The sequence below is a fragment of the Christensenella massiliensis genome (assembly GCF_040409835.1).
GTDB classification, from domain to species: Bacteria; Bacillota; Clostridia; order Christensenellales; family Christensenellaceae; genus Christensenella; species Christensenella massiliensis.
Map to the genome: position 1 here is coordinate 1,820,806 of NZ_CP117826.1, position 26,690 is coordinate 1,847,495.

The following is a 26,690-nucleotide window of genomic DNA, read 5'->3' on the forward strand; positions in this document are numbered from 1 at the left end:
TTATCCTGCCCCGACGTGAGCTCTCTGCCCCGTTTGGCAGAGCTCCTCGGCGTTTCCACAGACGAGCTGATGCGGGGCGCCGCGCCAAAGGAAACGGCGCGCAGTGGGATGCTTAGCTTGGCCTTCAAGGCGGTCGCGGCCGCAATGGGGATCGCAGCCGCCGTTTTATCGGTATTGGATGCGCTGGATATAAGGTCCGGAACGGCAATGCTGGGCATTGGGCTGGCGGCTCTTGCGCTTTGGGCATTGCAGGAAAAAAAATAGGAGCGGCGTACGCTCCTGTTTGGGAAACTGTGTTTTAAGAGAGAACGGGCGGGCTGCCCGAAGCTCCGGCTTCATAGCGCCGTTCCTTTTTTGGGGATAAAAAAACGCTGCATATCCGTTTTTTCCAAGGTCAATAGCTTCACCTTCTTCTCGATCCCACCCGCATATCCGGTCAGGCTGCCGTTTGTTCCGACGACCCGGTGGCAGGGAACGATGATCGAGATCCCGTTATGCCCGACCGCGCCGCCCACCGCTTGTGCAGACATACGGGGCAGGCCCCTTTCTGCGGCGATCTGCTTTGCGATACCACCGTAGGTCATGGTTTGGCCGTAGGGAATGGAGCAAAGAATTTTCCATACATCTTTTTGAAATTCTGTTCCAATGAAATGAAGCGGAACGGCAAACTCCGGCTCTTTTCCGGAAAAGTAAATATCGAGCCAGCTCTTTATCCTTTCAAAAAGAGGGATTTCCCTCTCCTCGCGCTCTGTATCAAGAGAAAGAGCAAAATACTTCTGGCCCTCGAACCATAAACCGGTTAGGCCAATATCATCTGCGGCCAAAAGAATATCGCCGATGGGAGAATGATAACGGGCAGTATACTGCATCATAGGTTTCCTCTTTTCTGCTTTTTTCCAGACAGTATGATTTTATCACGAAAAATGGGCGAATACTATGGCTCGATCATGATTATCATAATATTCCCGCTGCCCGTATGCTCCGAAACAGTCTGCGGACGCAAAAAACGGACGGTATCGGCCGCCCGCTTTCTGATATCCTGTATATCTTTCTGATATTATTTCAGCGCAAAGGAATCGAACAGGTCAAAACACATATCCATAATACTCTCGAACGCGTCATAGTCGGCGCTCATGCCGACCAGCGCGCACAAATTATCTTCCGCGAGAAACACGATATGCAGTGTTTCCACTTCCAGATCCTCACCTGCGGACGCAGTGGCTTCGGCTGTCTGCAAGACGTACAATAATTCATTCGGATAGTCTGCGCTTTCCACTTCATCCCGCGCTAAAATTTCCGCGTCGATAGAGGTCAGGAAATTTTCATACATCGTCTTTCCTTCCTCCCACGTCATCCCCTCATAGGGCGCGGCGGAAGCCGTTAAAGTAATGTATGTGCCGTCGAACGGCGTATCCATGTAAATAAAATCTATTCCGTCCTCATGGTTGCTTTTCTGCTCATCGACCGTTACGCCGTCCGGAAGGACGAGCGATACTACGCTGCCTGTATACCGGGCCGCCGCGCTGCCGGAAGTGTCTGCGGCGGCAGGAACCTGCACGGGAGTCCGCGAATCTATAAAATCCGTGACTGCGCTGGAAAAGAAAGAACATCCGCAAAACAGCGCCGCGCACAGGAGAACGGCAGCAGCCAAAATGGCAGCCTTTTTCATCACAACAGAACTCCCTTCTTTGCCGTACCCATTTATTTCAGCGGCTCAAAGGCGTCCGCGCCGTGCTTGCACAGCGGGCAGATGAAATCCGCGGGAAGAACGTCGCCCTCATAGACATAGCCGCACACCTTGCAGACAAAGCCCTTTTGCGGACCTGCCGAAACAGGCGGCTTTGGCTTGATATGCTCGAAATAATATTCATACGTCACCGACGGAGCGTCCGAAAGGATGCAGGCCTCCGTCACATCTGCGATGAACAGCGTGTGCGTGCCGCAGTCCTCCGAGGCGATCACGGTACCGGAGATGAGCGCGTTGGAATATTTGGAAAGATAGTAAAGCCCGTTCGCGCAGCGGTCCGCATGCTTAAATTCCTGAAATTTATCCACGTCGCGGCCGCTCCTGAAGCCAAAGTGCTGGAACAGCTTGAACGGCGCGTCCTCCGTCAGGACGGACACGCTGAATTTTCCGCTCTTTGCGATCATGTCGTGCGTGCAGTTGGCCTTGTTGACGCCGATGGCGATGCGGTTCGGGGAATCGGTCACCTGCATGACCGCATTGGTGATGCAGCCGTTGTCCCGTCCGTTTTCGTCCTGCGCGGTCACGACATACAGGCCGTAGCTCAGCTTAAAGAGGGCATTTGGATCGATCGCAGGGACTTTCGGATCGTCCTCCGCTTCAAAACGCGGCACCGTTGCGGCGATCGCGTCCACGAGGCGGTCTATGTCGGCGAGCTGGTCTTCCTTGAGGGAGGACGTGATGTTCACCGTTTCCTCGAGCACGGTCATACCCTTCAGCGGCCCGATGATCTCTTTCATCAGTTTTCCGCTGGTCGGCGCCCATGAGCCGTTCTGGATGAACGCGACCGTTCTGTTTTGCAGGTTGTGGGAAGCGAGGTCGCGCAGAAGCTCGTCCATTGTGACGAAGATGCCTGCATTATAGGTGGTGGAGGCGAACACAAGGTGGCTCCATTTAAAGGAGGCGGCGACGATCTCCGACGCGGGGGTGACCGATACGTCGTACATCACCGTTTTGATGCCCCGGTCGCGCAGGCGGCACGCGAGGATATTCGCGGTGTTTTCCGTATTCCCGTAAACGGATGCATAGGCGATCATCACGCCCGTTTCCTCCGGCTGATATGCGCTCCACTTTGCGTATTTGCCGATATAATCACCGAGATTCGAGCGCCATACGAAGCCGTGGAGCGGGCAGATCATTTCGATGTCGATCGCGGACGCCTTTTTTAGGAGCGCCTGCACCTGCGTGCCGTATTTGCCCACGATGTTGGTATAATAGCGGCGCGCCTCATCCAGAAAATCACGCTCAAAATCCACCTCGTCCGCAAAGATCGCGCCGTTTAATGCGCCGAACGTGCCGAATGCGTCGGCCGAGAATAAAATTTTATCGGCCGTATCGTAGGTGACCATGACCTCCGGCCAGTGGACCATCGGTGCCATGACGAACGTCAGCGTGTGACGGCCCGTTTCAAGGGTATCGCCCTCCTTTACGGTCTGCACCTTGCTTTCCAGCTCCGCGCTGAAGAACTGGCCGATCATCTTTTTGATCTTATCGTTGCAGACGACCGTCGTTTCCGGATGGCGCAGCAAAAGCCCCTCTATGGTAGCGGAATGATCGGGCTCCATGTGCTGTACGACGAGGTAATCGAGCTTCCTTCCGCCGAGGGCGTGCTCCACGTTCTCAAAGAACGTTTTCGCCACGGCCTTATCGACCGTATCGAACAGGACGGTCTTTTCGTCCGTCAGCAGATAGGAGTTATAGGAAACGCCGTCCGGTACGGAATAAACACCCTCGAACATAGCGAGCCTGCGGTCGTCCGCGCCCACCCATGTAAGGTCGTCTGATATCTTCTTTGTGCAATACATAGCGGTCCTCCGTTCATTTGTTTTTATTTTTAACGGGAAGAGAAATGCCGTGCGCGTTCGGCCGCGTCTTTTCCCGCCTTTGTCTATTTCGTCACAAATACACTTTTTATCTTACAGCAAACGGACGAAAGGTGCAACAAAGGAAGCGAAAATCCAAAGGATTATTTTGAAGAAAACGCGGCGGACGGCCGTGCATTTTCAACGCTTTTCGGTTACAATAGAAAAAAGGGAAACGGCATCGCTGCCGATGCCCGCTGTGTATTGGCCGGGCCTGCGCTGGAAAAAGGAAGCGGCGCGTGTGTATTGCGGAAACGCAGGGGAGGGCAGCGCGGTATTCTTTTTTGAACGATACACCCTCGCCGGCCGTGGAATATGAAGCGGACGGGAGGCTTTGGGCCCAAAGACGCTTCAGAGCCGTTGTGAAAACGCAGCGCGCCGTCCGGCTTCGGGCAGCACAGCAGCGGGCTTTTTATTGATGGAAACGATGCGGCGCATATCCGTACAGGCGCGATCCTCAATTTGCGGGAGCTTGCAGAAAAGCGGTGTCCGCTGGGTTCTTTTCTTGATGTACTGTATGACCCGAAAAGGCCGAAGCGGGCGTATGTGGAGAAGCTCCCGCTTACTGTGCCCATACTCGCGTTGGACTCGTTGCGCCCGGAGCCGTTATCAGGACTTCCCTTGGCTGATAACACGGAGGTTTTTATGCCGGAAAAATTCGATTATAAAAAGGAATATAAGGATCTATACCTGCCCAAGACAAAGCCTGCGCTGATCGACGTGCCGCCGATATGCTTTATCATGGCGGACGGAAAAGGCGCGCCCGGCGGGGAGGAATACCAAAGCGCGCTCCATGCGCTGTACGCGCTCACGTTTACCATCAAGATGAGCAGGATGAGCGGCAGGCAGCCGGAGGGTTATTTTGAATATGTGGTGCCGCCGCTCGAGGGGCTGTGGCACGGCGAGCCGGGCTGGTTTGAGCGGGGAGACCGGGAAAAGTGGCTGTGGACCTCTATGATCCGCCAGCCGGAGTTTGTAACGCAGGAGGTGTTCGAGTGGGCGGCGGAGGAATGCCGCCGCAAAAAGCCGGACGCAGACGTCTCAAGGGTGCGCCTCGAGACGTTCCGGGAAGGGCTGTGCGTGCAGGCGATGCACATAGGCCCCTATGCGAAGGAAGGGGAGACGCTCGGCCTGCTGCGCCGGTTCATGGAAGAAAACGGTTTGGAGGATATGACGGGAAGCGAAAGAAAGCATCACGAGATTTATTTGGGAGACCCGCGGCGCACTGCGCCGGAGCGCCTCAGGACCGTGCTGCGCCTGCCCGTGGAAAGGAAAAGGATATGAAAAAGAAGTTTGCGTTTTTACTGATGGGAGAGCACTATGACCCTGCGCGCCACTGTGCGGAATTTGAGACGGAGAAGCAGATCACATACATCTGCACCGTAAAAAATGCGGAGGAAGCCTATGCCAAGGCAGCCGCGCTGAAAGACGCGGGCGTGGGTGCGATCGAGCTGTGCGGCGCGTTCGGGGAAGAAATGGCACGGAAGATCATCGGGCTGACGGGCGGAGAGGTCGCCGTCGGATTCGTGACGCATTTTCCCGAGCAGGACGGAGTGTTCGAACGGTTTTTCCAGAGGTTCAACGGGTGAGGCGGCATGCGGGGGAATATAGGAAAAGGCTCGTTTCGTTCCTCTTATGTATCGTTGTTGTTTTTGCGGCTTCCTGCGCGAAAAAGGATATTAAATTGTCCTACGAAGATTTTGTTGCGGTAAAAGATATTGAGGAGACTTATAGCAGGGATATATATGCGGCTCTTGGCTCAAGCAACGTGCAAAAGCTGGTGACCGAATATCAGATGTCAAGGTTCGAAAGGCCAATCGAAGATTATACGGAAGAAGAACTCATGCAAGAGTATGATACGCTGCTGAAGGTTTACGATCTTGCCTGTAAAAATGGTTATGAACCAGAGCGGTATACGAAAGAAAGCTATCGAAACCTTTTACTGGCCAATTTAGAGACCGTTGACGCCTTTGAGGGGAGGGACGGAGAGGCAAATCTTGCGTATAAACAAAATATCGAAGCGGCCGCGAAAGCTGCCGGATTATCCTTTGACGAATATGTCGATGAGGTTATGATACCCTATATAAAAGTTTGGTATGCAAAAGAGGCTTTGCAAAGCTATTACTTCAAAAAAATCTATTTCGGGAAGTTTAAAGAGATGAACCGAACAGAAAAAGAGCTATATGATAAGTGGGAAGAGACACAGACATCGGAAGATATGAACGCATGGCTGGAATTTCATGCAAGCGAAGAATATCAGAACGCCTATATTTCCTTTATGAAAGAATTTGAGGAATACTGTAAAACGTTATAAGGGAAGCGGGGAAGAATTTGCTTTGGCTGCGGCGAAACAGTGCGGAGCAATAACGTAAGAATGGTTCAATCAAAAGACCGAAGTAACTTATGTTACTTCGGTCTTTATTTGCTTACTTCACCAGCGAACGCATATAGTCTGCATAGCCAGCGAACGCGATGCCCGGCTCTTCAAGAGAAAGGTCCCACCGCTTGAGCCACTCAAGAGAATAGAAGCCGTCATAGCCGACGCTCCGGAGCGCCTCCACACACGCGCGCACCGGCAGGTCTCCATAGCCGACCATTGTATATCTCAGCTTGCCGTCCGTATAGACGGAATCCTTGATGTGTACGTGGCGAATGAGGTCGCCGAGCCTGCCCACCGTATCCCCCGGCGTCTCGCCGAAATAGCGGTATGGATGGTGGATATCCCACAAAACGCCGAGATTCTCCTCGTCCGCCTTGTTCATCAGCTCCTCCATGTTGTGCGAATCGGCGAAAAAGCCGTTGGTCTCCACGAGGACGTCTACGCCGAGCGGCTTTGCATACCGCGCCACCTCTTTTACGCGCGCGGCGATCTCGCCTATATTCAGCTCGCCGCTCTGCTCGGGACCGAAGTCGCCGAGCACGCGGATATTTTTGATGCCCATATCGTGCGCCGTATCCACATACGCCTTAGCGAGGTACAGCATATCCTCCGGATGATTGGAATCGTTCATATAGCATGCGGAGGTAAGGCACGCGACGGCGAGCCCTTTTCCCGCGAGGAGCGCCTTTGTCTTTTCCGCGTTTTCGGGGGAAAACTGCGGGATGCGCGTTCCGTCGATCACATTTCCAACGCCGCGGATCTCAATGCCGTCATAGCCCATGTCGCATGCTGTGGAGATGATATCCGAAAAGCTCCATTCAGGGCAGCCTAATGTGGAAAAACAAAGTTTCATAACGAAGACCTCCGTTGATCGATACTGTTGATACTTTTCTTTATTGTAACATACGGCATTTCGGTTTGCAATGCGCGATGCGTTCCGCTACAGCTCATAGCCGTACAGGAAAAAGTGCATAGGCTTTCCGTCCGGCTCGATGCCGAGCAGCCCCTCGGTTTCCGCGAGGCGGCGAAAGCCGAGATGGTCGTAGAAGCCATAGTTGCAGAGCGTGTCTGTCAGGAGGAACGGACGGCGCGCGCCGTTTTGCACAAGAAACTGATTGAACCGCGCGAGCAGCTCCTTGCCGATGCCGAGGCCGCGTGCGGCCGGGGCGGTCACGAACAGCACCAGTTCTGCGTCGAATTCTCCCTCAAAGGAGGCGAGCAAGCGCTTTTCGCATGCGCTGTTACGCTCCATCGCCGTGCGGAATCTGCGGCCCTCCGGCATAGAAAGCAGGCGCTCCGCCGCATTCTCCGCCGCCTTTTCCTGCGCGCTGTGCTCCGGCGGCAGAGGCAGGGCGGCGCAGTGCCCGAACAAAATACCGAGGAGCTCCCCGCCGCGCAGGGCGGCCTCCGTATAGTTCTGGCGGGAGAGGTAATAGCGGAAAAAGGCCTCGCGCGCGAGGGCGGCGGCCTGCGGGTCCGCGATCAGCTGGTCAAACCGCCAGACGCCCGCCGCGAGGGCGGCGGCCTGCGGGTGGTCTTTTTCTTCAAGGGGCCTGAATAAAAGCTTTGTTTGTTCCAATGTCATCCTCCGGTCTGTGAGCGATAAAAGGCGCACCCGTTTTCACGGGGCGCCGTCTGTTTTTCATCTCCTGCGCATCGGCCCGAACCCGCCTTAAAGCATTTCCTCGAATTCTCCGAGCGCTTTCGCGAATTCCTGCATGCATACCTCCACGGGCTCGCCGCCCGCAAGGTCCACATGGGCGAGCTTCAGAAGCTCGAGCGGATAGTCGCTCCCGCCGGACGAGAGGAAGCGGATATAATCGCGCACTGCGTCCTTTTTGCCGGAGAGGATATCCGAGGCGATCTTGACCGCGCAAGAGAAGCCCGTCGCGTATTTATAAACGTAAAAAGCATTGTAGAAATGCGGGATACGCGCCCATTCATAGGAAATGGTATCGTCCCGCGCGATCTGCGGCCCGTAATAGAGCGCGTTGAGGTCGCCGTACATTTTGCACATGCTCTCATGTGTGAGGGCTTCACCTGCCTCCGCGGCCGCATGCGTCATTTTTTCAAATTCCGCGAACATGGTCTGGCGGACGACCGTGGTGCGGAACTGGTCGAGATAGTGGTTGAGGATATACCGCCGTGCGTCCGCATCCTGCTCTGTTTCCAGCAGGTAATGCGTGAGCAGGACCTCGTTGACCGTGCTCGCGACCTCCGCCACGAAAATTTCATAGCCTGCCTTTGCCTCGGGCTGGTTTTGGTTGGAATAATAGGTGTGCATCGCGTGGCCGAGCTCGTGCGCGATGGTGAACACGCTGTCGAGGTCGCCACGGTGGTTCAGAAGCACATAGGGATGTACGCCGAACACGCCCCACGAGTAAGCGCCGCTCGTCTTGCCCGGCGTCTCGTATACGTCGATCCAGCCGCCGTCCTGCGCCTCCTGCAAAAGCGCGCCGTATTCCCCGCCCAGAACGGCAAGGCCTTTCTTCACGAGTTCCATGGACTGCTCATAGGAGTATTCCCCGTGCGTTTCCTTGGCAAGGGGAGTATAGATGTCATACATGGCGAGGTCGGAAAGCCCCAATGCCTTTTTGCGCACGTCCACATAGCGGTACATCGTGGGCAGGTTTTTGTGGATCGTTTCGATGAGGTTATCATACAGCGAAACGGGCACGTTATCCGAAAAAAGCGATTTTTCGAGGGCGCTCCCGAATTTGCGCGCCCGCGCGTAGAACACGTCCTTTTTGACGCTCGCGGCATAGGCGGCGCTGATGGTGTTGATCATATCCTTATAGGACTGGTAATACGTTTCGTAGGTGTTTTTGCGCACCGCACGGTCCGGGCTTTGCATCATCACGATATACTTCCCGTGGGAAAGCTGCACGTCCTTTCCGTCCGCGTCCTTTACGGAACCGAATTTCAGATCCGCATTGTCGATCATGGTGAAGATGTCTTTCGGCGCGCCGGAAATATCCGCAGCCATGGACAGCAGCCTTTCTTCCTTTTTGGACAGCACATGCTTTTTGCTGCGTACGAGCTCTTTCAGCATGAAATCATACGGCGCAAGCTGCCTATTGCCGTGCGTATGGTTGCTGCATTTCGAGCAATGGCCGCCCTTTTTGCACGTCTTGGGGTCGCGCCCTTTCTTGCAGTGGGGAACAGCCGCGCCGATATAGCCCTCCAGCACACCCGGCTTAAGCGCGAGCAGCGCAGGACTCACGAACGAAAGCGCGCTTCCGAGGCGTACATTCAGGTCCATCGCGCGCGCGGCCCGCGCCTGATAAGCGGCGTTCGCGTTGTCCTCGTCCCGCCGCATGCGCGCGTACACAAACAGGTCGCCCGCGATATGCTCCATTTTCTCGATGGCCGCGAGCGCGGCGGCAAGGCTTTTTTCATCCTTAGTCAGCGTTTTCTGGAGGGAGGGGATATCCTCCATCAGCTTTTCCAGCCGTTTATAATCCTGCTCCCATGCCTCGTCTGTAGCGTAGATGTCTTCCAATGTCCATTTATAACGCTTGTCTATCTGCTCTCTTGTTTTTTCTTCCATAATGCTCGCTCCTTTTGCCTGCCGGACAGATTTATACTTCTATTATAACGCCGTTTTTGTGAAGTTAAAAATATTTTACCGCTTAAACGCGCGGAAATTGAAGCAGATTCAGGCCGGTCTGCTCATCGTACAGCCTGTCGGCGCTGCCGTTTATGACCGTGACGACCATTTCGCAGGTGGCGCTTATGACGGCGCGGGAGAGATGGCCGCCGAACACCTCTCCTCTTTCGTTCGCCGCGCTCATGTGCAGATGGCAGTAGAACGCGCCGTTCATCGTATCGATCGTTCCGGTGAGCGATACGATCTCAAAGGTGCCGCGAAAATCGTTCGCAAGAAATTTCTTTTCCCTTGTGTCAAATACGCCGGCCGTAAATTCACAGACCGCGCCGAGCGCCTGAACGCCCGCCAATTGAATGTGCTCCCGGAGGGCGAGCTTTTCCATCTGCTCCAATATTTCCTCGCCCCTGTCGAGCCGTACGATGATAGTATTTTCAAATCTTTTATATTCCATAACGTTTCCCCCAGTCCTGAGACGCAAGCGCATCAAACGCGCACACGGCGCCTTGCAAAAAGCGTCCGCTTCCCGCAAAAAAGGAGGCGGACGCCGCGCCTGCCGTGCCGCTTTAATTCCGCTGCGCGTGCAGAGGCGCGGGAATACGCCCGCCGCGGGCAATGAACTCCTTAGGAGAATTCTGATTATAGGGCATGATGGGCGCACGGCCTAAAAGCCCGCCGAAATCCACATAGTCGCCCACCTGCCTGCCGGGTACGGGAATGAGGCGCACCGCCGTCGTTTTGGTATTGACCATACCGATCGCCGCCTCGTCCGCCATGATTGCCGAAAGCACCTCCGCGGGCGTATCGCCGGGAAGGGCGATCATGTCGAGACCGACCGAGCATACGCACGTCATGGCCTCGAGCTTTTCCAGAGTAAGCGCGCCCGTTTCGGCGGCGTGGATCATGCCCGCGTCCTCGCTGACCGGGATGAACGCGCCTGAAAGCCCACCCACATGGGAGGTCGCCATGATGCCGCCTTTTTTCACCGCGTCGTTGAGGAGTGCGAGCGCAGCGGTCGTACCGTGCGCGCCGCACATTTCGAGGCCCATTTCCTCGAGGATATAGGCGACGCTGTCGCCAATGGCCGGGGTGGGGGCGAGCGAAAGGTCCACGATGCCGAAGGGCACGCCGAGCCTCCTGCTTGCTTCCCGCGCCACGAGCTGGCCCATGCGCGTGATGTGGAACGCCGTCGTCTTGATCGTCTCGGCGACCTCATCGAACGGCTGCCCCTTTTTGCTTTCAAGCGCGACCTTGACCACGCCCGGGCCGGAAACGCCCACATTGACGACGCAGTCTCCCTCGCCCGTGCCGTGGAACGCGCCCGCCATGAACGGATTATCCTCCACCGCGTTAGCGAACACCACGAGCTTTGCCGCGCCCATGCCGCCCTCCGCGGCGGTACGCTCGGCGCTTTCTTTAATGACCTCGCCCATGCGCCGGACCGCGTCCATATTGATGCCCGCCCGCGTCGTCGCCACATTGACGGAGGAACAGACGATCTTCGTTTCGCTGAGCGCCTGCGGGATGGAATCGATGAACCGTGCCTCCGCCTCCGTCGCAGCCTTCTGCACAAATGCGGAATAGCCGCCGATAAAATCCACGCCCGTTTCATGCGCGGCCCTGTCCATGGCGCGGGCAAACTTCACATAGTCTCCGCAGCCCTGAGAAATGAGGGAGATGGGGGTGACGGAAATGCGCTTGTTAACAATCGGGATGCCGAATTCGTTTTCGATGGCCTCCCCCGTTTCCACAAGATGCGCCGCCCGGCGCGTGATTTTGTCATACACCCGTCCGGCACACACGTCCGCGTCGTCTGAAACACAGTCGAAAAGCGAGATGCCCATCGTGACCGTGCGGATATCGAGATTCTGCCGCGCGATCATGTCTATGGTTTTTAAAATATCCTTTTGATCTATCATAAAAAACCCCTTTATCACAATAAAAATGCTGGAATGCCCTGCGGATAGAACGGCCCGGCGCCGGGAACGCGCGGTACAAAAACACGCCCCGCACGGCGCCCGCCGGGCATTTGCCGCTCAGACCCTGTGCATGCTTTTGAAGATCTCTTCACGCATGAGGCGCACCTCGACGCCGATTTTCGCGCCCGCCGCGGTGAGCTGCTCTTTCAGTTCTCCGAAGGATGTGCTGACCGCGCTGAGGTCCACAAGCATCGTCATAGCGAACACCTCGTCCCGCAGGACGGTCTGCGTGATGTCGAGGATATTCGCGTTCGCTTCATAAAGCGCGTGCGAGATGTGGGCGATGATGCCGGGCCTGTCCTGCCCGAGTACGCTTACGATTGCTCTCATATCATTACTCCTTTTCACTCAGTCATAAAAATAAGGAAGCCAAAGACGGTATGGCGGCGTGCGCCGGACCGATCCTTGGTTCATGCTCCTTTTTTTCTCTCATATTCCCATTTCGCATTCCGGTAGGTATGATAGGTAAACGCATACCAGAACGGGAATACGAACGTGCCGACGACGATCGCCGCGAGCGCCAGCAGGATCACAAAGATCATCAGAGGGTCCTGAAGCGCCAGCATCGGGTCCGCGAGATACAGGTCGTAAAGCTCCCGGAACGGCAGCCGGGACAGCCAATTCACCAGCATACCGGCAAGCCCCACGATGACCGCCGCGGAAAGGACGCGCGTAAAATTGCTCCAAAAGTTGCCGAGAAACGCATAGCGGTAGGAGCTGAGGACGGCGGCGAACCCGTGTTTTCCCTCCACCGCGACCGTATAGGGAAGAAAAACGATGCCGAAAAACAGCAGCAGGGCCGCGAGGGCGAGGACGACGATCCCCGCGAGCTGCCCCGCAGACAAAACAGATACGGGAACTCCGCCGGGCAGAACGATCGCTATGATTGCAAGAACGATCCCCGCCACAGGCAGGGCGAGCAGCGCGATCGCGGCAAAGTAGGAACGCAGCATGCCGCCATACCGGCGCCGCGCATGTGCGGCGGCTTCCCGAAAGGTCACGGTCCTGCCTATATAGTCGCTATGTATCACATAGACGACATTCGAGACCATCAGAGGAGATACGAAAACGGCGACGCCCGCGACGACAGAGAGCATCGCGCCGATGCTCGAAAGGCCGCTCCTGCCCGCGCGGGACAGCGTGAGCAGCAGGGAGCGCGCGACCGAGACCGTTCCCGGCATGGTAAAAAACATCAGCGGGACGAGCAGCACGAGCTGGAAAAGCAGCAGAGGCAGGAACAGCCTGCTGAAATTCCGTTTATAGACGATTCCCGATCTTCGGAACATGGTCTTGAAGCTCATAGGTAGATTTTCCATAAGGTCCGCCTTTCGCCGGAATCAGTCCGGCCGTTCCGTTTTCCGCATCCCCGTACAGGCAAAGCGCCGGCTTACGGGCTTTCCGGTGTGAACCATTTGTCGCCGGTCTCCGTATAGTGGTAATTCAGGATCGATTCGATCGCCTGCTCGGGCGTATCCACGGCTGCATATACGCCGAGCGCCTCGCTTTTTGCAAAGCGGAGCGCAGCCGTTTTTTCGAACATGGCGAGCAGCTCGTCAAAAAATCCGTTTGTATTGAGGATCACAATAGGCTTTTTATGACGCTTGAGCTGTTTCAGGGTGACGACCTCGCACAGCTCCTCAAATGTGCCGAACCCCCCCGCCGTGGCAATGAAGCCGTCGGAAAGGTCCTCCATTTTCTGTTTGCGCGTGCGCATATCGGGCGTAACGAACAGCTCGTCGCATTTTTCATAGGGAATGCCCGGAACGTTCATAAATTCGGGAATCACGCCCGTCACACGGCCTCCGCGGCTGTGCGCGCCGCGTGCGGCGGCGCCCATCATGCCCATCGTGCCCGCGCCGAACACGAGCTCCCAGCCGTTTTCCGCCAGCAGCTCGCCGAGGCGGTAGGCGGCGTCGAGATAGGTCTTTTCAATTACGGAGGAGGAAGAGCCGAATACACAGATCTTTTTCATCGTTTCATATCCTCTGGAATATATTTTTCTGATACCGCTTCAAAAGGAACCACAGCGGCATACCGATCGCATAGCAGGCAATCGCCTGTCCGATCCCTACGGTCAGGACGTTCATCCAGTAGGGGAGGCCGAGCATCACGCTGAGCGTCCACGACACGAGAAATGCGTTTGCAAGAACACTCGGCAGGGGAAGCAGCCACTTGCTTCTGCCGCGCAGCTTCCATGTGACGAATGCGGCGAGCAGCGTCGCAAGGCTCCCCACGATGATATCCATCAGCCCCAGCGTTCCCGAGCCGAAAAGATTGGCGATCAGGCAGCCGATAAACAGGCCGGGCACCGCCGCGGGCGTAAAAAAGGGAAGCACGCACATTGCCTCGGACACGCGCACCTGAAACTGCAGGAACCCGAACGGGGCGAGCAGCAGGGTGACGACCGCGTAGATAGCGGCGATCACGGCGGTCTCGCAGATGAACCGCGTTTTCGATGGTCTTTCCATAACAAATCTTCCAATCTGTTCCAAAAATTAAAACACGATACAGTATAGCACAACCGGGCGGCGATTGACAACAACGCCCCGCCCGGTATAATGAGGATAGGCGGGCGCGGGGGCCGCGCGCCGGACAGTGAAAGAGAGGAAGCCATGATGTTCGATTACCACATTCATTCCAACGTATCCCACGACGCATACGACAGCCCTGTGCGCATTGCCATGACGGCAAGGAAAAAGGGGCTTACGGAGATCTGCTTCACCGAGCATCAGGAGATCGATTATCCCTATCCGGAGCCCATGCCCGGGCTCCATTACGGGCTTTATGAAAGAGAGCTCGGCAAGGCGCGGGAGCGTGTTCCCGGCATCGTGATACGGCGGGGGGCGGAGCTTTCGCTGATGCCCGGCTCGCTTAAGAAGATCGCGGCGGACGTGCGCGGGCATGAATTTGATTTTATCATCGCCTCCCAGCACACCATCAAGGAAAAAGACCCGTATTTCGGGGAGAGTTTTGAGGGCAAGACCCTGCGGCAGGCGCAGCGGGAATATTTGGAGGAGATGCTGTATGACCTCGAGCATTTCGACGACTTCGACGTAGTCGGGCACATTGGCTATCTCGATAAATATCTGCCGGATATCGAGACGCTGGATGACAGGACGCCGTTTGGATATGAGGATTTTCCAGAGCTTCTGGACGCCGTTTTCCGCTCTGTGATCGGGCGCGGAAAAGGGATCGAGGTAAATACGAGCAACTATGCCGTATACGGCTGGCCGACGCCTGCGGCAAGCGTTTTGCGGCGCTATGTGGAGCTGGGCGGCGAGGTCGTGACGCTCGGGAGCGACGCGCATGTGGCGGAGCGGGTCGGCTGGCGGTTCGCGGACGCAGTGGAATATATGCGCGCATGCGGCGTACGGTATGTGTGCCGGTTTGCCGCGCGGAAGCCGGAGTTCGTGCCGCTGGAAAAATTTTGAACGGCATCTATGGGCGTTCTGCCGCAGGGCGGAGCGCCTTTTTTTCATGGATGCAGAGAAATGACGCGCGCAAAAAGCCGCGGAAAAGACCGAAAAAAGAAAAATCCTGTTGACAGGCCTGAAAAAAGATGGTAAAGTTATCAACGGTTAGCAACGGCTAACAAAAAAGGGAAAGGGGCGCTCATAGAGAGCCCTTATTCTTTGCTTTAAAGTTAGCTATAGCTAACATTATCCGTGCCAAAAGGGGAAGAAAAGTATGATAAAAATTGCCTTATATGGAAAAGGCGGGATCGGGAAATCGACGACCGCCTCCAACCTGTCGGCCGCGTTCGCGCAAAAGGGGCTGCGGGTGATGCAGATCGGGTGCGACCCGAAGGCGGATTCCACGCAGAACCTATTGGGCGGCAGAAAGCCGCGCACGGTGCTGGATGCGCTGCGCGAAAAAGGGGACGGCGTCATATTGGAGGACATCGTAGAAGAGGGCTATCGCGGCATTCTGTGCGTGGAAGCGGGCGGCCCTACCCCGGGGATCGGCTGTGCCGGCCGGGGGATCATCACGGCGTTCGAAAAATTGGAGGAGCTCAAAGCGTATGAAAGATTCAAGCCGGACATCGTTTTGTATGACGTTCTCGGCGACGTGGTATGCGGCGGCTTTGCCATGCCGATACGCGGCGGTTACGCGGATGAGGTTTTCGTCGTGACGTCGGGCGAAAAGATGGCGCTTTATGCGGCGGCGAACATCGCCCTTGCCATCGGGAATTTCAAAAACCGGGGTTACGCATCGTTCGGCGGCGTGATACTCAACGCGCGCAACGTGGAACGCGAGGAAGAGCTGGTGGAAGACTTCGCGCGGGAGGCGGGCACGCAGGTCGTAAAGACGATACCGCGCAGCGGCGACGTCCAGCGCGCGGAGGAGCAGGGAAAAACGGTGGTGGAGGCATTCCCGGACAGCAGTATGGCCCGCGAATATCTGGAGCTTGCGGACCGTGTGCTGAAGATATGCGAAGGAGGGAGAGCCGATGTCTGAATGCAGCTTTGTAAGAACGCTTCAATATTCCTCGCCCGCGCGCGGCGGATGGAGCATCGTACGCATGGCGATGCAGGTGCCGGAGAGCTATCAGCTTTTTGTGGGACCGTCGGCATGCATGCGGCATATCATGCTCTCTTCCATGGAGCTTAAGATCGACGACCGTATCTCGTGGCTCCCGATCCGCGAGGCGGACATCGTTTCGGGAAGCTATGAAGCGCTGATCCTTGAGAGCGTAGACGGGCTGCTCGGAAAAATGGAGCCCCGTCCGCGCGTGTTCATGATTTTCGTGACGTGTATCGATAACCTGCTTGGAACGGACCACGACGCGTTCCTCGCGCCGCTGAACGAAAAATACCCCGAAACGAAGACCATCGTATGCTTTATGAACCCGATCACGGGGGATGGTCCCGCGCCGCCGGCCGTTACCATACAGGATACGATCTACTCCCTCACCGGGGAGGCGGAGAAAAAAGACGACGCGGTCAATTTCATCGGCAGCAATCTTGCCATCGAGCTGGACAACGAGCTGATCGGCTGGCTGAAGCAGAACGGGATCGAGACACGGCACATCAGCCAATACCAAACGTTCGACGCGTTCCAAGAGATGGGAAAAAGCCGGTTCAACATCATCACCTCCCCGCTCGCGCTTTATGCGGCCAAGCAGATGAAGCTGCGCAAAGGGATCGGCTATGGATATTTTCCGGTCAGCTATTCCTTTGATGAGATCGAGCGCGGCGCGGCGGAGCTGTGCGGCAGTCTTGGCATTCCGGCGCCGGATTTTTCGCGGGAGCGGCAGCGGGCGGAGGAAAAAATATTCGAGACGCTCAAAGCCCTTGCCGGGCGGCCCGTTTCCATCGATTACGCGGCGACCTACCGCCCCTTTGGACTGGCGCGCCTGCTGCTGGAATACGGCTTTCGGGTAGATACTGTTTATACGTCGGAATGCCTGCCCGTGGAGCGCGGTGACATGGAATGGATTTTAAAAAACCACCGCGAGGTCAAAATCGTCCAGCCCGAGCATTTTTCCATGCCGGGGCAGATCGCGGGCAGCAGAGAGCACCTGTGCATCGGATTTGAAGCGGCCTATTTCACAGGTTCGCCTCATGTGGTCCCAATTGCGGCGGACGGCGAGCATTACGGCTATGCGGGCGTCGTTTCCATGATGGAAAAGATGCGTGCGGAGTGCGGACACGAATATGATTTGGAACAGCTTGTGAAAGACAGCGGATTGGTGGTGTGACATGGAAAAGATATCTTTGAACCTTCCTCCCTTTGCGCCGGACTATTCAGGCGTATGCTCGGCCCTGTTCGAGCTGGGCGGAATGATCGTGATACACGATGCGTGCGGCTGCACGGGAAACTATACGGGCTTCGACGAGCCGCGCTGGTACGGCTCCTCAAGCGGGGTATACTGCTCGGTGCTCCGGCAGATCGACGCGATATTGGGCGACGATGAAAAGCTGATCGGGCGTATTATGGAAGCGGCGGCGGAGATGCTGCCGAAATTCATCTGCGTGACCGGAAGCCCTGTGCCCATGGTGATCGGCACCGATTTTCAGGGGATCGCAGACGAGCTTGAGCAGCGTACCGGACTGCCCGCCTTCGGATTCTCGACGACAGGGCTGCGCCTTTACGACAGCGGCGCTTCAGACGCCTTTCTCGCGCTCGTAAGGCGCTTTGGGAAAAAGGAAGAGACGGAAGAGAAGCGAATCAATTTGCTTGGATTGACCCCGCTTGATTTTTATACGAACGGGAACGCGGAAGCGGTCTGCTCGTGCTTTGAACAGGCGGGCTATACGGTGGGCACATCCCTTGCGATGGGCGCGTCGCTGGAAGAGATCATGACATGCGGCCGGGCACAGGCGAACATAGTCGTTTCGCAGAGCGGGCTTGCCGCGGCAAACGATATGTATGAGCGGCTAGGGATCCCTTACGTGGTCGGCCTGCCCGTCGGAAAAAAGCCGACGGAGGAGCTTCTCCGCCTGCTTGAGCAGACTTGCCGGGACGGTAAAAACCGCATGGCCGCTCCGCCGCGCCCGGGAAAACAGGCGCTGATCTTAGGAGAGAGGGTGATCTCAGAAGCCATCGGGCGCTGCCTCGTGCAGGACCATGGATTGGAAAACGCTGCGGCTGTAAGCATCTTTACGCCCAATGCGGAGCTTACGCACCCGGGCGGGCTGCATGCTTCGGGAGAGGCGGAGATCGCAGCCGTTATGAACGGTGGATATGAGCTTGTGATCGGCGACCCAATGTTCCGGAGGCTGCTGGCGCCGGACAGCCGGGCGAAATTCGTGGATTTTCCAAGCCCGGCGGTGTCGAGCAAGCTGCATTGGAATGAATGTATCCCGTTTATCGGGGAGCATATAGAAGAATTTGTAAAACGCATTTAAGGATGAACCTATCCTTACAATATTTTAAAGAAAAGAGGTAAAGAAATGAAGAAAAGTATAGCGATCTTGCTTGCTGTCCTGATGTGTTTGTCTCTCATGCTCACGGCATGCGCGGCGCAGGAGCCTGCGGTCTCCGAGGAGCCTTCGGAGAGCGCGTCCGCAGAGCCCTCTGAAAGCGCGGAAGCCTCAGCCTCAGAGGAAGCGGAGGGAACGAGGACTATTACCGACCACGCGGGCCATGAGGTCGTGCTGCCCGAAAAGGTAGAGCGCGTGGCGATCGGCGGGCTTACGCCGCTTACGTCCGTATACTGCATGTTCATGGGCTCGTCGGACGGGCTTGTCGGCATCCATCCGGATTCCAAAAACGCTGCGGTGAATTCCATTCTCGGGGAAGCGTACCCGGGCCTGAAAGACCTGCCGGACGGCTGGGCGAGCGGAGACGAGATCAATATGGAAGAGCTCATTAAGCTCGACCCGGACGTCGTGTTCTACAATGCGGACGTAACGGCGAACTACGATGCGCTTTCCGCCGCGGGCATTCCGGCGGTCGGCTTCTCGACCACGCTTTTTGATGATTACAACACCATCGATACTTTCAACGCATGGATCGAGCTCCTGAAGGAGGTCATGGGACCGTCCGACAGGGCGGACGGCATCATCGCATACGGCGAGGAGGTGCAGCAGACCGTTGCCGACAGGCTCGCGGAAGTGCCGGAGGAGGATTATCCGAATACGCTGATCCTCTCCAACTATAATGAATCCGCGATCACGGCGGGCGGCACCAGCTTTGCAAATTACTGGATCACCTCCACCGGCGGCAAGAACCTCGGCTATGATGTAGGCGCGTTCACAGGTGAAGTCAATATGGAACAGATCTATGAGTGGAACCCGGATGTATTGTTCCTCAACAGCTTCTCGGCCTATACGCCTGAGGACCTCTATAATAACACGGCTGCGGACGGACATGACTGGAGCGGCATCAAGGCCGTACAGAACAAACGGGTCTATAAGATCCCGCTGGGGATGTATTACTGGTTCCCGCCGTCCTCCGATTCCCCGCTGATGCTTCAGTGGATGGCAAAGCAGATGTATCCTGAATTATTCGAAGACCTTGACATCGAACAGGAGATCAAGGATTATTACAGCGAATTCTATGGCCTTGAGCTCACGGACGAACAGGTGGCCCTGATCCTCGCCCCGACGCCGGAATCTGCGGCGGCATTCTAAACCATGGCCAGTCTGAAACAGAATCATGTTTTCAGAAATATCATATTGGTCCTTCTGCCCATTGTGACGGCGATCGTCTGCATGGGGATCGGGCGCATGTCTATGAGCCCCGGCGAGATCGTGACGAACCTGTTTGAGATCGCGGTGCACGGGCCGGAAAGCGTCGATCCGCAGATATACAGCGTGTTGATCAGCGTACGGCTCCCGCGGATCATTCTCGCGGTGCTGTGCGGGGCGGGACTGGCAGTATCCGGCGCGGCGTTCCAGAGCATCTTTTCCAATGCGCTGGCAACGCCGGATACTTTGGGCGTAGCGGCAGGCTCCAGCTTTGGAGCCGCCCTCGCCCTTTTGCTGGGTATGGGGCTCATCACGGTGCAGGTCTCCGCGCTTGCGGTCGGCTTTGTCGCCGTTCTGATGACCTATATCATCAGCCGTCAGAAGAGCGGGGCGAGCACGGTGATGGTCATTCTTTCGGGTATGGTCATCGCGTCGCTGTTTGAAGCGGGGATATCCATCATCAAGTTCATTGCGGATACGGAATCGCAGCTTCCGGCCATCACCTATTGGCTGATGGGCAGCCTTGCAAACACCAGCTTCAGCAGCCTTGCGCTGGGCGCGCCGTTTATTATTGCAGGGATCGCAGTCATTTTCGCTCTGCGCTGGAAGCTCAATGTTCTGATGCTCAGCGAGGATGAAGCAAAGACCATGGGTGTGAATATCCGCATGATGCGGGTGATCGTGGCGCTTGCGGCAACAATGATCACGGCGTCCTGCGTGTCTATGTGCGGGCAGGTCGGCTGGGTAGGGCTTTTGATCCCCCATATCTGCCGGATGCTCTTTGGCAGCAACAACCAGAATATCGTTCCGGCAAGCATCAGCCTCGGCGCGGTATTTTTGCTGATTATGGATACGGTGGCGCGCAGCGCGACTGCCGCGGAGATACCGATCTCTATTTTGACGTCGGTGATCGGCGCGCCGTTCTTTATTATCCTGCTCAAAAAGACGGGAGGGTCTAATTTATGATATTTGAAGTGGTACACGGATGTTTTGGCTACGGAGACGGGCACGAGGTGCTGCGCGACCTCAGCTTCCGTGTGCCGGAGGGGAAAATACTTTCTGTGCTCGGTCCGAACGGTGTGGGCAAAACGACGCTTCTGCGGTGCATGATGGGGCTGCTTCACTGGAAAAAAGGGGAGAGCCGTATCGACGGGAAAAATATCCATCATATCCCGGTGCGGGAGCTATGGAAAAAAATCGCGTATGTGCCGCAGGCAAAGGGAAACGCGCTGATGTATACTGCTGAGGAAATGGTGGTGCTTGGGCGCTGCGCACACCTTGGCATGATGCAGCAGCCGAAAAAAAAGGACCTTGAGCTCGCGCGGGAGGCGATCGCGCTCGTGGGGGTGCCGCACCTTTGCGGCAAGCTCTGTTCGCAGATGAGCGGCGGCGAGCTGCAGATGATCCTCATTGCGCGGGCGCTTACGACGCAGCCGTCCATGCTTGTGCTGGACGAGCCGGAATCGAACCTCGATTTTAAAAACCAGCTGATCATACTGGACATCATGCAAAGACTGGCGGCGGAGCAGGGGATATCCTGCGTGTTCAACACGCACTATCCAGACCATGCGCTCAAAATTTCCGATCAGGCGCTTTTGCTGGATAAGTCCGGAAGCTATATTTTTGGAGAGAGCGCGGAAGTCATCAGCTGTGAAAACATGGAGAGGTCGTTTGAGGTGGAGGTATATATCGACCGTCTGGAGGTGGGCGGAACGAGCGTTGCATCGGTAGTGCCGCTCTCCATTCTGTAGACCTGCGCAAAAACGCAGAGAGGGGGTCTGTTCCCCCTTTTTTTATTTGGCCGGAAGCGCCCGGCGCACCGTTTGATAAAATCCGTTTGAGTTTATGAATAATTCATAAATCTATGATAAGATAAAAACGATATCAAAAGAATGAAGGGGAGATAACATGTTTTTTCCATTGTGGCTCGATTGGACGTGGCTGATCCTGATCCCGGCGTTCATCATAACGATCTGGGCGCAGGCGAGGGTGAGCAGCGCATATAAGAAATATTCGGCGATTCCCGCGCAAAGCGGCGTATCCGGACGGGAATTTGCGCAGACGATGCTGCGGCAGAACGGCGTTACGGGTGTGACGGTACGCAGCGTTCCCGGAAACATGACGGATCATTTCGACCCGCGCAGCCAGACGGTGAACCTCTCGGAGGGCGTGTATGCAAAGCATTCGATCGCCGCGGTCTCCATTGCCGCGCACGAATGCGGGCATGTGCTGCAAAAGGAAAAGAAGTACGGCCCCATGCGGGTGCGGAATGCGATCGTTCCCGTAGTGAATTTTGCGACGAAGCTTGCGTTTCCGCTGATTCTGATCGGCATCCTGTTTTCCGCGCGCACGCCCGGCATGGGAGTGCTGGTGGATATCGGGGCATGGGTGTATTTTGCGGTCGTGATCTTTCAGCTTATCACCCTGCCTGTGGAGTTCAATGCCAGTAAGCGGGCAATGGCGAATATCTCCGCGTCCGGCGTGCTGACCGCGCAGGAGCAGACAGAGGCAAAGCGTATGCTGAACGCGGCAGCCATGACGTATGTGGCGGCGATGCTCGCCTCGTTCCTTTCCTTCCTGCGGCTGCTCGTGCTGTCGAGGAGGAACAATTAAAGCGGAAGGACGGTCAGAAAACGGCGCGTATGGCGAGCCAAGCCGCAAGAACGCCCCAGACTGCGCACATCAGCGGAACAAGGATCATAAAAGAGGGATGCCGCGTCTTGTGGCGGCAGCCGAGCATGCCGGCGAGCATGCCGAACGCCCCGCCTGCGGCGGACAGCAAAAGCAGCGTTTTTTCCGGAACACGGCGCGCCCGGCGGCGCGCCGCGCGTTTATCGTGGCAGCAGACGGCAAGCGCTGCAAGGTTGATGACAAGAAGATAGAGAATAAAACAGACAGATAGCTCCATGAACAGATTATAGCATGGAAAGAAAGGTTTGAATATGAATATATCAAAGCCGCTCCCCCTCGCGGGCGCGCATAATGTACGGGACCTCGGAGGATATCCGGCAAACGGCGGAACGACAAAATTTAAGGCGTTTCTGCGCGGAGACAGCCTGCACGGGCTGACAAAGGAGGACGAAGACTATTTGGACAGCTACGGCGTGCGGCTGGTGATCGACGTGCGCGGAAACAACGAAGCGTTCCTGCACCCGGACCGCCTCGATAAAAAGCAGATGAAAAAGCTGCACGTCCCGCTTCTCGACCATATCCAGTCGGAGGCGATGCTGGGGAAAGTGCCGGACGATATGGGAAACATGTATATCGGCCTTGTGGAAAACAGCAAGGACGGCCTGAAAGAGATATTCGCCTGCCTTGCAGAGACGGAGGGAGCGGCGCTCTATCACTGCACGGCAGGCAAGGACCGCACGGGCGTGATCACTATGCTGCTTTTGAAGCTTGCGGGCGTGCCGGACGGGATCGTGCTTGCAGACTATGCCGTTTCCGAACAATATATGAAAGAGACGTTTGAAAAACAGCGCGGGATGCTCGAAAAGGCGGGCGTGAAAGTACCGGATCACGTATTTTGCTCGAAGCCGGAGTATATGCGGAAGCTGATGGAGCATATCGCCGCGGAATACGGTACGGCAGAGGGCTATCTGAAAGCGGCCGGGCTTTCCGCCGGTGCAATCGGCCGGCTGAGAGGGAAGCTGGTGTGAGGCGGGAGGCGCAGTATGCCATATAGAGAGTGGCGATGAAAAGCAGTGCGCCTATTATCTAAATTTATCTGCGTTTGGCAGAAAACCTAATTCCTCGATTTGCGTTAATGCTTCATAATACTCATTATATTCAGTGGGCAATCTGAGAAGAACTTTATCTAAAAGATTTAAATAATCACGAGAATCTTTATAGTCTGGGATGGCAGAAAAATAACGGTTGGCCTCAGTATAATTGCTTTGTCGAATAGTTTTGTATCCAGTTTGATAAATTGCTTCTGTAATTTCTGCAACCAGAGACTGTAGATCAGATTCATTTTTATATTCTTCCAAAGCAGAAAGAGCTAATAGAAAATCGCCGTTGTTAGCATACGCTACTGCTGCCGTAACGATACATTCCTTTGCTTTATCACGGGCATCTGAATAATCCTCGATGCCTGAAAAAATTATTTCTGCAGATAAATAATTTTTTGCTGTGAAATAAGCTGTACCACGCTGATATTCAAGCTCTTTCCATTCTTCGGAATTACTTTCGATATTATATTTTTCTAAAAATTCCTTATATAGAGCTTTTGATTCATTGAAATTCCCATTGAGTATTAGATCGTACACCTGCTGGAATTCAGAAGCCTTTTCTTGTGTATAAAGGGCATTCATAATTACCTGCGCCATATCGTAATGCTCAAGACCTTCAAGCAAATTATGTACTTCTTCATATTGACCGCCTTCCAATAACATACCTGCTTCGGAAATTCTTTTAATATTGGTAATATCTTCCGTAAGTTCGGGTAATTTGGAAATGGTCTGATATGCCTGCGCATAATTTTTATTTTCTAAATATTGATATGCCTGATTATTCGTCGTAATAAAGAGACCTGTAAAAATACAGATAATGGCAATAGCACATCCTGTTATACTAAATATAAAAATCCGCCTTTTCTTTTTAGAAGACATCTTCTTCCGCGTTTTTTTCTGAACAGAAAATGATTTTAAATCGGGAACAGCCTCCGTTGCTTTTATTTCGAGTGCTTCCAGAAATGCTCCGATATCCACAAACCGTTCGCTTCGATTCAGGGAAACTGCCTGCAGAAGCGCCTCTTTTTTGGCGGGCACGAGCGCAAGCGCTTCAATATTACGCGTTGTTTCGGCATCGCCCTCCGCACGTGTCATGACGTCTGCGAGGCGAACGCCTGTCAGCATGCGGTAGAAAAGCGCGCCAAGCTGGTAAACGTCCGTCCACGGTCCGGTCTGCGGTATCTCCTTATATTGTTCGGGAGCGGAATAGCCCATGCAAAGCGCCTGTTTTTTAGGCGGAATGAGCATGGCCCTGCCTGCTTCCGGGTAAAAACGGATATTTTCCGGATAAATACCGAGCAGGCATTGCCCGTTTTCGTGTGCTTTTTTAAGCTGCGTAAACAGAGGGGAAAGCGTATAGACGGTCATATCGTATCCCATTTTACCGTTGCTTTCCGCGAGATAAGTATTCAGGGCGACAAAATTTCCCCGCGTTTTTTTCCGTCTGCGTACAGCCAGAAGGATAACAACAGCCGCGCATACGGCGGCAGCGATGACCGCGGGTATCAACCATGGATTTTTAGCGGTTGCGGAAGCTACGGGAGAAGCGGAAGAAAGATAGGAGATTCCCTTTGCGTCCAGCGTGGAAAGCAGCTCGGAAATGCAGACCGCACCGTTGAGGTTCGAATCTACGGCAGAACCGATCGTGTTCACGCCTACGACGATACCTTCTCCATTTACAAGCGGTCCGCCGGAATTTCCGTGGTTGAGGGCAACGTTTATCTGTAATCCCGTTACGGTACGTTCTCCGGTGCCGAACGAATAGGAGGGTTTGACCGCGCTGATGATACCATCCGTCATGGTCACGTCGTCCCGCACGGAATTGCTGCGTTCAAAAAGATCGTCCGCAACGCCCGGGAATCCGAGGGCATAGACCTGCTCTCCCGCCAAGGCGGACGGCTCGCCGGAATAGAGCGGCAGAGGCTTCATAGAGGAAATCGGCTCGTCCAGCTTTAAAATGGCGAGGTCCCGATCCGGAAGGGAAACGGCGACCGTCGCATTCACTACGGTATAATTTCCAAAAGATATCATGCATGCTCCGGTCATTTCATCGATTACATGATAGTTTGTTATGATATATTCGACGGGTGTATCTGTGCCGATTGCGAAGCCGGAGCCGGTGGAGTAACCATTTTCAACATCTACTTTGATATGTACTGTGGACTCCCGCGCGTCCAACACGGGCTGCGGAACCGACGCTGCAAGCGCGGCGGAAGAAGTCAGAAGCAAAACGATGACGAGAAGCACGCAAAAAAATTTTTTCATGATACACCCACCCATAAAAGAATTTTATTCGGTAACTCTATTATACAATGAAAAGAGAGCTTTTTGAGTATTATTTTGAAAAAAGGTTTATTCAGGCGAAGCGGCCGCGAATGGAAGACGGAGCCGCCGGGATACGAGCGTGCACAGCACGCCCACAAAGAAGCCGCACACCGTGCCCGTAAGGACGAGCACAGGAACATAATAGGAGACCTGCGGCGTGGCGGTCAGCAGCGCCGCGCACACGAGCTGCATCAGGTTGTGGGAGACGCCGCCGAGCACACTCGTTTTGATAACGGACAGGCGCTTTTGGGCGAGCCGCATGATGAGAATGGAAACGACGCCGCCTGCGAGCGAAAAAAACAGCATCGTCAGGTTGCCCGAAAGCGCCGCGGCAAGCAGGCTGCGCACAAGGCAGATGAGCAGCGTCCACGGAAGCCCGAGCGTGAGAAGCGCAAGCAGGGAAACGACGTTCGCAAGGCCAAGCTTGAAGCCGGGCAGGGGAAGCAGGGAAGAGACCGCGCCGTCGAGCAGGGAAAGCGCGAGCGCGAGCCCGCAGAATACGGCGGCGAGCACGAAGCGGGAGGTCTTATTATCCCGTAATGCCATCGACATCAGCCTCCCCTCCCGTGATGGTCGCAGTTACGCCGTTCGGCGCACACACGATAGACTGCCCCGCGCGGGAAATGCTTCCCGTCCGTTCGCACTGACGGTTGGGGCAGTCGGTCTCTGCCATGCGCACAGAGCCGTTTCTGATCTCGAACACGTTACGGTAAACCCCGTCCACCGCAAGGGCGGCGTCCTCCGAAAGGGGCAGAGACGCAACGACCTCGCCGCCCCGCCTGATAACGACATATTCTCCCGCCGTGCGGGGCAAAGTGAAAAACCATATCAAAAGAACAGCCGCGGCAATGGCCGCCGTGAAAATGATATCGCTTTTGGTGATGAGTTTATTCCGCATAGCTTCTTATCCGTGTTGATGAGGAGGCG

General features: G+C 55.4%; 29 protein-coding genes. 13 read left to right on the forward strand and 16 right to left on the reverse strand.

All coding sequences use genetic code 11. The features are described 5' to 3' along the window. Window positions 1–33: 33 nt before the first annotated feature. Complete coding sequence (locus tag PUP29_RS08770) at window positions 34–264, forward strand: hypothetical protein (protein ID WP_353423010.1); 231 nt, start codon at window positions 34–36, stop codon at window positions 262–264. A gap of 71 nt (window positions 265–335) precedes the next feature. On the opposite strand, the gene PUP29_RS08775 is transcribed toward PUP29_RS08770, so the two are convergent. From PUP29_RS08775 to PUP29_RS08785, 3 genes are all read right to left on the reverse strand, one after another. Next, window positions 336–869, reverse strand: a complete 534-nt coding sequence (locus PUP29_RS08775; protein WP_079547800.1) for a methylated-DNA--[protein]-cysteine S-methyltransferase — start codon at window positions 867–869, stop codon at window positions 336–338. A 188-nt stretch (window positions 870–1,057) separates the two neighbouring features. Further along, window positions 1,058–1,669: a hypothetical protein gene (locus PUP29_RS08780; RefSeq protein WP_079546233.1), complete on the reverse strand. Its 612-nt coding sequence runs from the start codon at window positions 1,667–1,669 to the stop codon at window positions 1,058–1,060. Window positions 1,670–1,701: 32 nt separating this feature from the next. After that, window positions 1,702–3,549 (reverse strand): flavin reductase, encoded by a 1,848-nt coding sequence (locus PUP29_RS08785; protein WP_353423011.1) that lies wholly within the window; start codon window positions 3,547–3,549, stop codon window positions 1,702–1,704. Window positions 3,550–4,251: 702 nt separating this feature from the next. On the opposite strand from PUP29_RS08785, the gene PUP29_RS08790 reads away from it, so the two are divergent. From PUP29_RS08790 to PUP29_RS08800, 3 genes are all read left to right on the forward strand, one after another. Then, window positions 4,252–4,890, forward strand: a complete 639-nt coding sequence (locus PUP29_RS08790; protein ID WP_353423012.1) for a GyrI-like domain-containing protein — start codon at window positions 4,252–4,254, stop codon at window positions 4,888–4,890. After that, a complete protein-coding gene (locus PUP29_RS08795; RefSeq protein WP_079546230.1) occupies window positions 4,887–5,195 on the forward strand; it encodes a DUF6506 family protein in 309 nt (102 codons plus the stop codon). The genes PUP29_RS08790 and PUP29_RS08795 overlap by 4 nt, the downstream gene beginning before the upstream one ends. A 95-nt stretch (window positions 5,196–5,290) precedes the next feature. Then, window positions 5,291–5,920: a hypothetical protein gene (locus tag PUP29_RS08800; protein ID WP_353423013.1), complete on the forward strand. Its 630-nt coding sequence runs from the start codon at window positions 5,291–5,293 to the stop codon at window positions 5,918–5,920. Window positions 5,921–6,032: 112 nt separating this feature from the next. On the opposite strand, the gene PUP29_RS08805 is transcribed toward PUP29_RS08800, so the two are convergent. From PUP29_RS08805 to PUP29_RS08845, 9 genes are all read right to left on the reverse strand, one after another. Next, on the reverse strand, window positions 6,033–6,839 hold the full coding sequence (locus tag PUP29_RS08805) for a sugar phosphate isomerase/epimerase family protein (protein ID WP_079546228.1): 807 nt from the start codon (window positions 6,837–6,839) through the stop codon (window positions 6,033–6,035). An 87-nt stretch (window positions 6,840–6,926) separates the two neighbouring features. After that, on the reverse strand, window positions 6,927–7,565 hold the full coding sequence (locus tag PUP29_RS08810; protein ID WP_353423014.1) for a GNAT family N-acetyltransferase: 639 nt from the start codon (window positions 7,563–7,565) through the stop codon (window positions 6,927–6,929). Window positions 7,566–7,658: 93 nt separating this feature from the next. Beyond that, window positions 7,659–9,536, reverse strand: coding sequence for an oligoendopeptidase F (gene pepF, locus PUP29_RS08815; RefSeq protein WP_353423015.1), 1,878 nt, complete (start codon window positions 9,534–9,536; stop codon window positions 7,659–7,661). An 82-nt stretch (window positions 9,537–9,618) separates the two neighbouring features. After that, window positions 9,619–10,047, reverse strand: coding sequence for a PPC domain-containing DNA-binding protein (locus PUP29_RS08820; RefSeq protein ID WP_079547798.1), 429 nt, complete (start codon window positions 10,045–10,047; stop codon window positions 9,619–9,621). Between the two features lie 112 nt (window positions 10,048–10,159). After that, on the reverse strand, window positions 10,160–11,509 hold the full coding sequence (locus PUP29_RS08825; protein ID WP_353424076.1) for a PFL family protein: 1,350 nt from the start codon (window positions 11,507–11,509) through the stop codon (window positions 10,160–10,162). A 120-nt stretch (window positions 11,510–11,629) separates the two neighbouring features. Further along, window positions 11,630–11,902 carry an ACT domain-containing protein gene (locus tag PUP29_RS08830; RefSeq protein WP_079546224.1) on the reverse strand — a complete coding sequence of 91 codons (273 nt, stop codon included), beginning with the start codon at window positions 11,900–11,902 and terminating at the stop codon, window positions 11,630–11,632. Between the two features lie 80 nt (window positions 11,903–11,982). After that, on the reverse strand, window positions 11,983–12,888 hold the full coding sequence (locus PUP29_RS08835; protein ID WP_353423017.1) for a hypothetical protein: 906 nt from the start codon (window positions 12,886–12,888) through the stop codon (window positions 11,983–11,985). A 71-nt stretch (window positions 12,889–12,959) separates the two neighbouring features. Next, window positions 12,960–13,544 (reverse strand): TIGR00730 family Rossman fold protein, encoded by a 585-nt coding sequence (locus PUP29_RS08840; RefSeq protein ID WP_353423018.1) that lies wholly within the window; start codon window positions 13,542–13,544, stop codon window positions 12,960–12,962. A 4-nt stretch (window positions 13,545–13,548) separates the two neighbouring features. Beyond that, window positions 13,549–14,040, reverse strand: a complete 492-nt coding sequence (locus PUP29_RS08845; protein ID WP_079546221.1) for a QueT transporter family protein — start codon at window positions 14,038–14,040, stop codon at window positions 13,549–13,551. Between the two features lie 144 nt (window positions 14,041–14,184). On the opposite strand from PUP29_RS08845, the gene PUP29_RS08850 reads away from it, so the two are divergent. The 8 genes from PUP29_RS08850 to PUP29_RS08885 all read left to right on the forward strand — a co-directional run bounded on the left by PUP29_RS08850 (window position 14,185) and on the right by PUP29_RS08885 (window position 22,320). Then, window positions 14,185–15,003, forward strand: coding sequence for a histidinol-phosphatase HisJ family protein (locus PUP29_RS08850; protein ID WP_353423019.1), 819 nt, complete (start codon window positions 14,185–14,187; stop codon window positions 15,001–15,003). Window positions 15,004–15,259: 256 nt separating this feature from the next. Next, a complete protein-coding gene (locus PUP29_RS08855) occupies window positions 15,260–16,030 on the forward strand; it encodes an AAA family ATPase (RefSeq protein WP_079546219.1) in 771 nt (256 codons plus the stop codon). Next, window positions 16,023–17,273, forward strand: coding sequence for a nitrogenase component 1 (locus PUP29_RS08860; RefSeq protein WP_353423020.1), 1,251 nt, complete (start codon window positions 16,023–16,025; stop codon window positions 17,271–17,273). Before PUP29_RS08855 ends, PUP29_RS08860 begins: the two co-directional genes overlap by 8 nt. 1 nt (window position 17,274) lies before the next feature. Then, window positions 17,275–18,423 carry a nitrogenase component 1 gene (locus tag PUP29_RS08865; RefSeq protein WP_353423021.1) on the forward strand — a complete coding sequence of 383 codons (1,149 nt, stop codon included), beginning with the start codon at window positions 17,275–17,277 and terminating at the stop codon, window positions 18,421–18,423. Window positions 18,424–18,468: 45 nt separating this feature from the next. Continuing rightward, window positions 18,469–19,650 (forward strand): ABC transporter substrate-binding protein, encoded by a 1,182-nt coding sequence (locus PUP29_RS08870; protein ID WP_353423022.1) that lies wholly within the window; start codon window positions 18,469–18,471, stop codon window positions 19,648–19,650. Between the two features lie 3 nt (window positions 19,651–19,653). Beyond that, window positions 19,654–20,673 carry a FecCD family ABC transporter permease gene (locus PUP29_RS08875; protein ID WP_353423023.1) on the forward strand — a complete coding sequence of 340 codons (1,020 nt, stop codon included), beginning with the start codon at window positions 19,654–19,656 and terminating at the stop codon, window positions 20,671–20,673. Further along, entirely contained in the window at window positions 20,670–21,458 is a 789-nt protein-coding gene (locus PUP29_RS08880; protein WP_353423025.1) for an ABC transporter ATP-binding protein, read from the forward strand. The genes PUP29_RS08875 and PUP29_RS08880 overlap by 4 nt, the downstream gene beginning before the upstream one ends. 157 nt (window positions 21,459–21,615) lie before the next feature. After that, on the forward strand, window positions 21,616–22,320 hold the full coding sequence (locus PUP29_RS08885; RefSeq protein ID WP_353423027.1) for a zinc metallopeptidase: 705 nt from the start codon (window positions 21,616–21,618) through the stop codon (window positions 22,318–22,320). A gap of 13 nt (window positions 22,321–22,333) precedes the next feature. On the opposite strand, the gene PUP29_RS08890 is transcribed toward PUP29_RS08885, so the two are convergent. Further along, a complete protein-coding gene (locus PUP29_RS08890; RefSeq protein WP_353423028.1) occupies window positions 22,334–22,615 on the reverse strand; it encodes a DUF1294 domain-containing protein in 282 nt (93 codons plus the stop codon). A gap of 34 nt (window positions 22,616–22,649) precedes the next feature. Here PUP29_RS08890 and PUP29_RS08895 point away from each other — a divergent pair, with 34 nt between their 5' ends. Further along, window positions 22,650–23,366: a tyrosine-protein phosphatase gene (locus PUP29_RS08895; RefSeq protein ID WP_353423029.1), complete on the forward strand. Its 717-nt coding sequence runs from the start codon at window positions 22,650–22,652 to the stop codon at window positions 23,364–23,366. Between the two features lie 54 nt (window positions 23,367–23,420). Here the strand turns inward: PUP29_RS08895 and PUP29_RS08900 are convergent, their stop codons facing one another. From PUP29_RS08900 to PUP29_RS08910, 3 genes are all read right to left on the reverse strand, one after another. Next, entirely contained in the window at window positions 23,421–25,703 is a 2,283-nt protein-coding gene (locus PUP29_RS08900) for a trypsin-like peptidase domain-containing protein (protein ID WP_353423030.1), read from the reverse strand. An 87-nt stretch (window positions 25,704–25,790) separates the two neighbouring features. Beyond that, window positions 25,791–26,309 carry a Gx transporter family protein gene (locus PUP29_RS08905; protein WP_353423031.1) on the reverse strand — a complete coding sequence of 173 codons (519 nt, stop codon included), beginning with the start codon at window positions 26,307–26,309 and terminating at the stop codon, window positions 25,791–25,793. Continuing rightward, entirely contained in the window at window positions 26,293–26,661 is a 369-nt protein-coding gene (locus PUP29_RS08910) for a NusG domain II-containing protein (RefSeq protein ID WP_353423032.1), read from the reverse strand. The genes PUP29_RS08905 and PUP29_RS08910 overlap by 17 nt, the downstream gene beginning before the upstream one ends. Window positions 26,662–26,690: the final 29 nt, after the last annotated feature.

Coding starts and splice junctions, on each gene's coding strand:
- PUP29_RS08835 (WP_353423017.1), bottom strand. CDS start 12,888: ATGGAAAATCTACCTATGAGCTTCAAGACCATGTTCCGAAGATCGGGA.
- PUP29_RS08855 (WP_079546219.1), top strand. CDS start 15,260: ATGATAAAAATTGCCTTATATGGAAAAGGCGGGATCGGGAAATCGACG.
- PUP29_RS08910 (WP_353423032.1), bottom strand. CDS start 26,661: ATGCGGAATAAACTCATCACCAAAAGCGATATCATTTTCACGGCGGCC.
- PUP29_RS08885 (WP_353423027.1), top strand. CDS start 21,616: ATGTTTTTTCCATTGTGGCTCGATTGGACGTGGCTGATCCTGATCCCG.
- PUP29_RS08805 (WP_079546228.1), bottom strand. CDS start 6,839: ATGAAACTTTGTTTTTCCACATTAGGCTGCCCTGAATGGAGCTTTTCG.
- PUP29_RS08820 (WP_079547798.1), bottom strand. CDS start 10,047: ATGGAATATAAAAGATTTGAAAATACTATCATCGTACGGCTCGACAGG.
- PUP29_RS08830 (WP_079546224.1), bottom strand. CDS start 11,902: ATGAGAGCAATCGTAAGCGTACTCGGGCAGGACAGGCCCGGCATCATC.
- PUP29_RS08845 (WP_079546221.1), bottom strand. CDS start 14,040: ATGGAAAGACCATCGAAAACGCGGTTCATCTGCGAGACCGCCGTGATC.
- PUP29_RS08795 (WP_079546230.1), top strand. CDS start 4,887: ATGAAAAAGAAGTTTGCGTTTTTACTGATGGGAGAGCACTATGACCCT.
- PUP29_RS08780 (WP_079546233.1), bottom strand. CDS start 1,669: ATGAAAAAGGCTGCCATTTTGGCTGCTGCCGTTCTCCTGTGCGCGGCG.
- PUP29_RS08900 (WP_353423030.1), bottom strand. CDS start 25,703: ATGAAAAAATTTTTTTGCGTGCTTCTCGTCATCGTTTTGCTTCTGACT.
- PUP29_RS08840 (WP_353423018.1), bottom strand. CDS start 13,544: ATGAAAAAGATCTGTGTATTCGGCTCTTCCTCCTCCGTAATTGAAAAG.
- PUP29_RS08785 (WP_353423011.1), bottom strand. CDS start 3,549: ATGTATTGCACAAAGAAGATATCAGACGACCTTACATGGGTGGGCGCG.
- PUP29_RS08865 (WP_353423021.1), top strand. CDS start 17,275: ATGGAAAAGATATCTTTGAACCTTCCTCCCTTTGCGCCGGACTATTCA.
- PUP29_RS08875 (WP_353423023.1), top strand. CDS start 19,654: ATGGCCAGTCTGAAACAGAATCATGTTTTCAGAAATATCATATTGGTC.
- PUP29_RS08775 (WP_079547800.1), bottom strand. CDS start 869: ATGCAGTATACTGCCCGTTATCATTCTCCCATCGGCGATATTCTTTTG.
- PUP29_RS08850 (WP_353423019.1), top strand. CDS start 14,185: ATGATGTTCGATTACCACATTCATTCCAACGTATCCCACGACGCATAC.
- PUP29_RS08880 (WP_353423025.1), top strand. CDS start 20,670: ATGATATTTGAAGTGGTACACGGATGTTTTGGCTACGGAGACGGGCAC.
- PUP29_RS08860 (WP_353423020.1), top strand. CDS start 16,023: ATGTCTGAATGCAGCTTTGTAAGAACGCTTCAATATTCCTCGCCCGCG.
- PUP29_RS08870 (WP_353423022.1), top strand. CDS start 18,469: ATGAAGAAAAGTATAGCGATCTTGCTTGCTGTCCTGATGTGTTTGTCT.
- pepF (WP_353423015.1), bottom strand. CDS start 9,536: ATGGAAGAAAAAACAAGAGAGCAGATAGACAAGCGTTATAAATGGACA.
- PUP29_RS08890 (WP_353423028.1), bottom strand. CDS start 22,615: ATGGAGCTATCTGTCTGTTTTATTCTCTATCTTCTTGTCATCAACCTT.
- PUP29_RS08895 (WP_353423029.1), top strand. CDS start 22,650: ATGAATATATCAAAGCCGCTCCCCCTCGCGGGCGCGCATAATGTACGG.
- PUP29_RS08790 (WP_353423012.1), top strand. CDS start 4,252: ATGCCGGAAAAATTCGATTATAAAAAGGAATATAAGGATCTATACCTG.
- PUP29_RS08905 (WP_353423031.1), bottom strand. CDS start 26,309: ATGGCATTACGGGATAATAAGACCTCCCGCTTCGTGCTCGCCGCCGTA.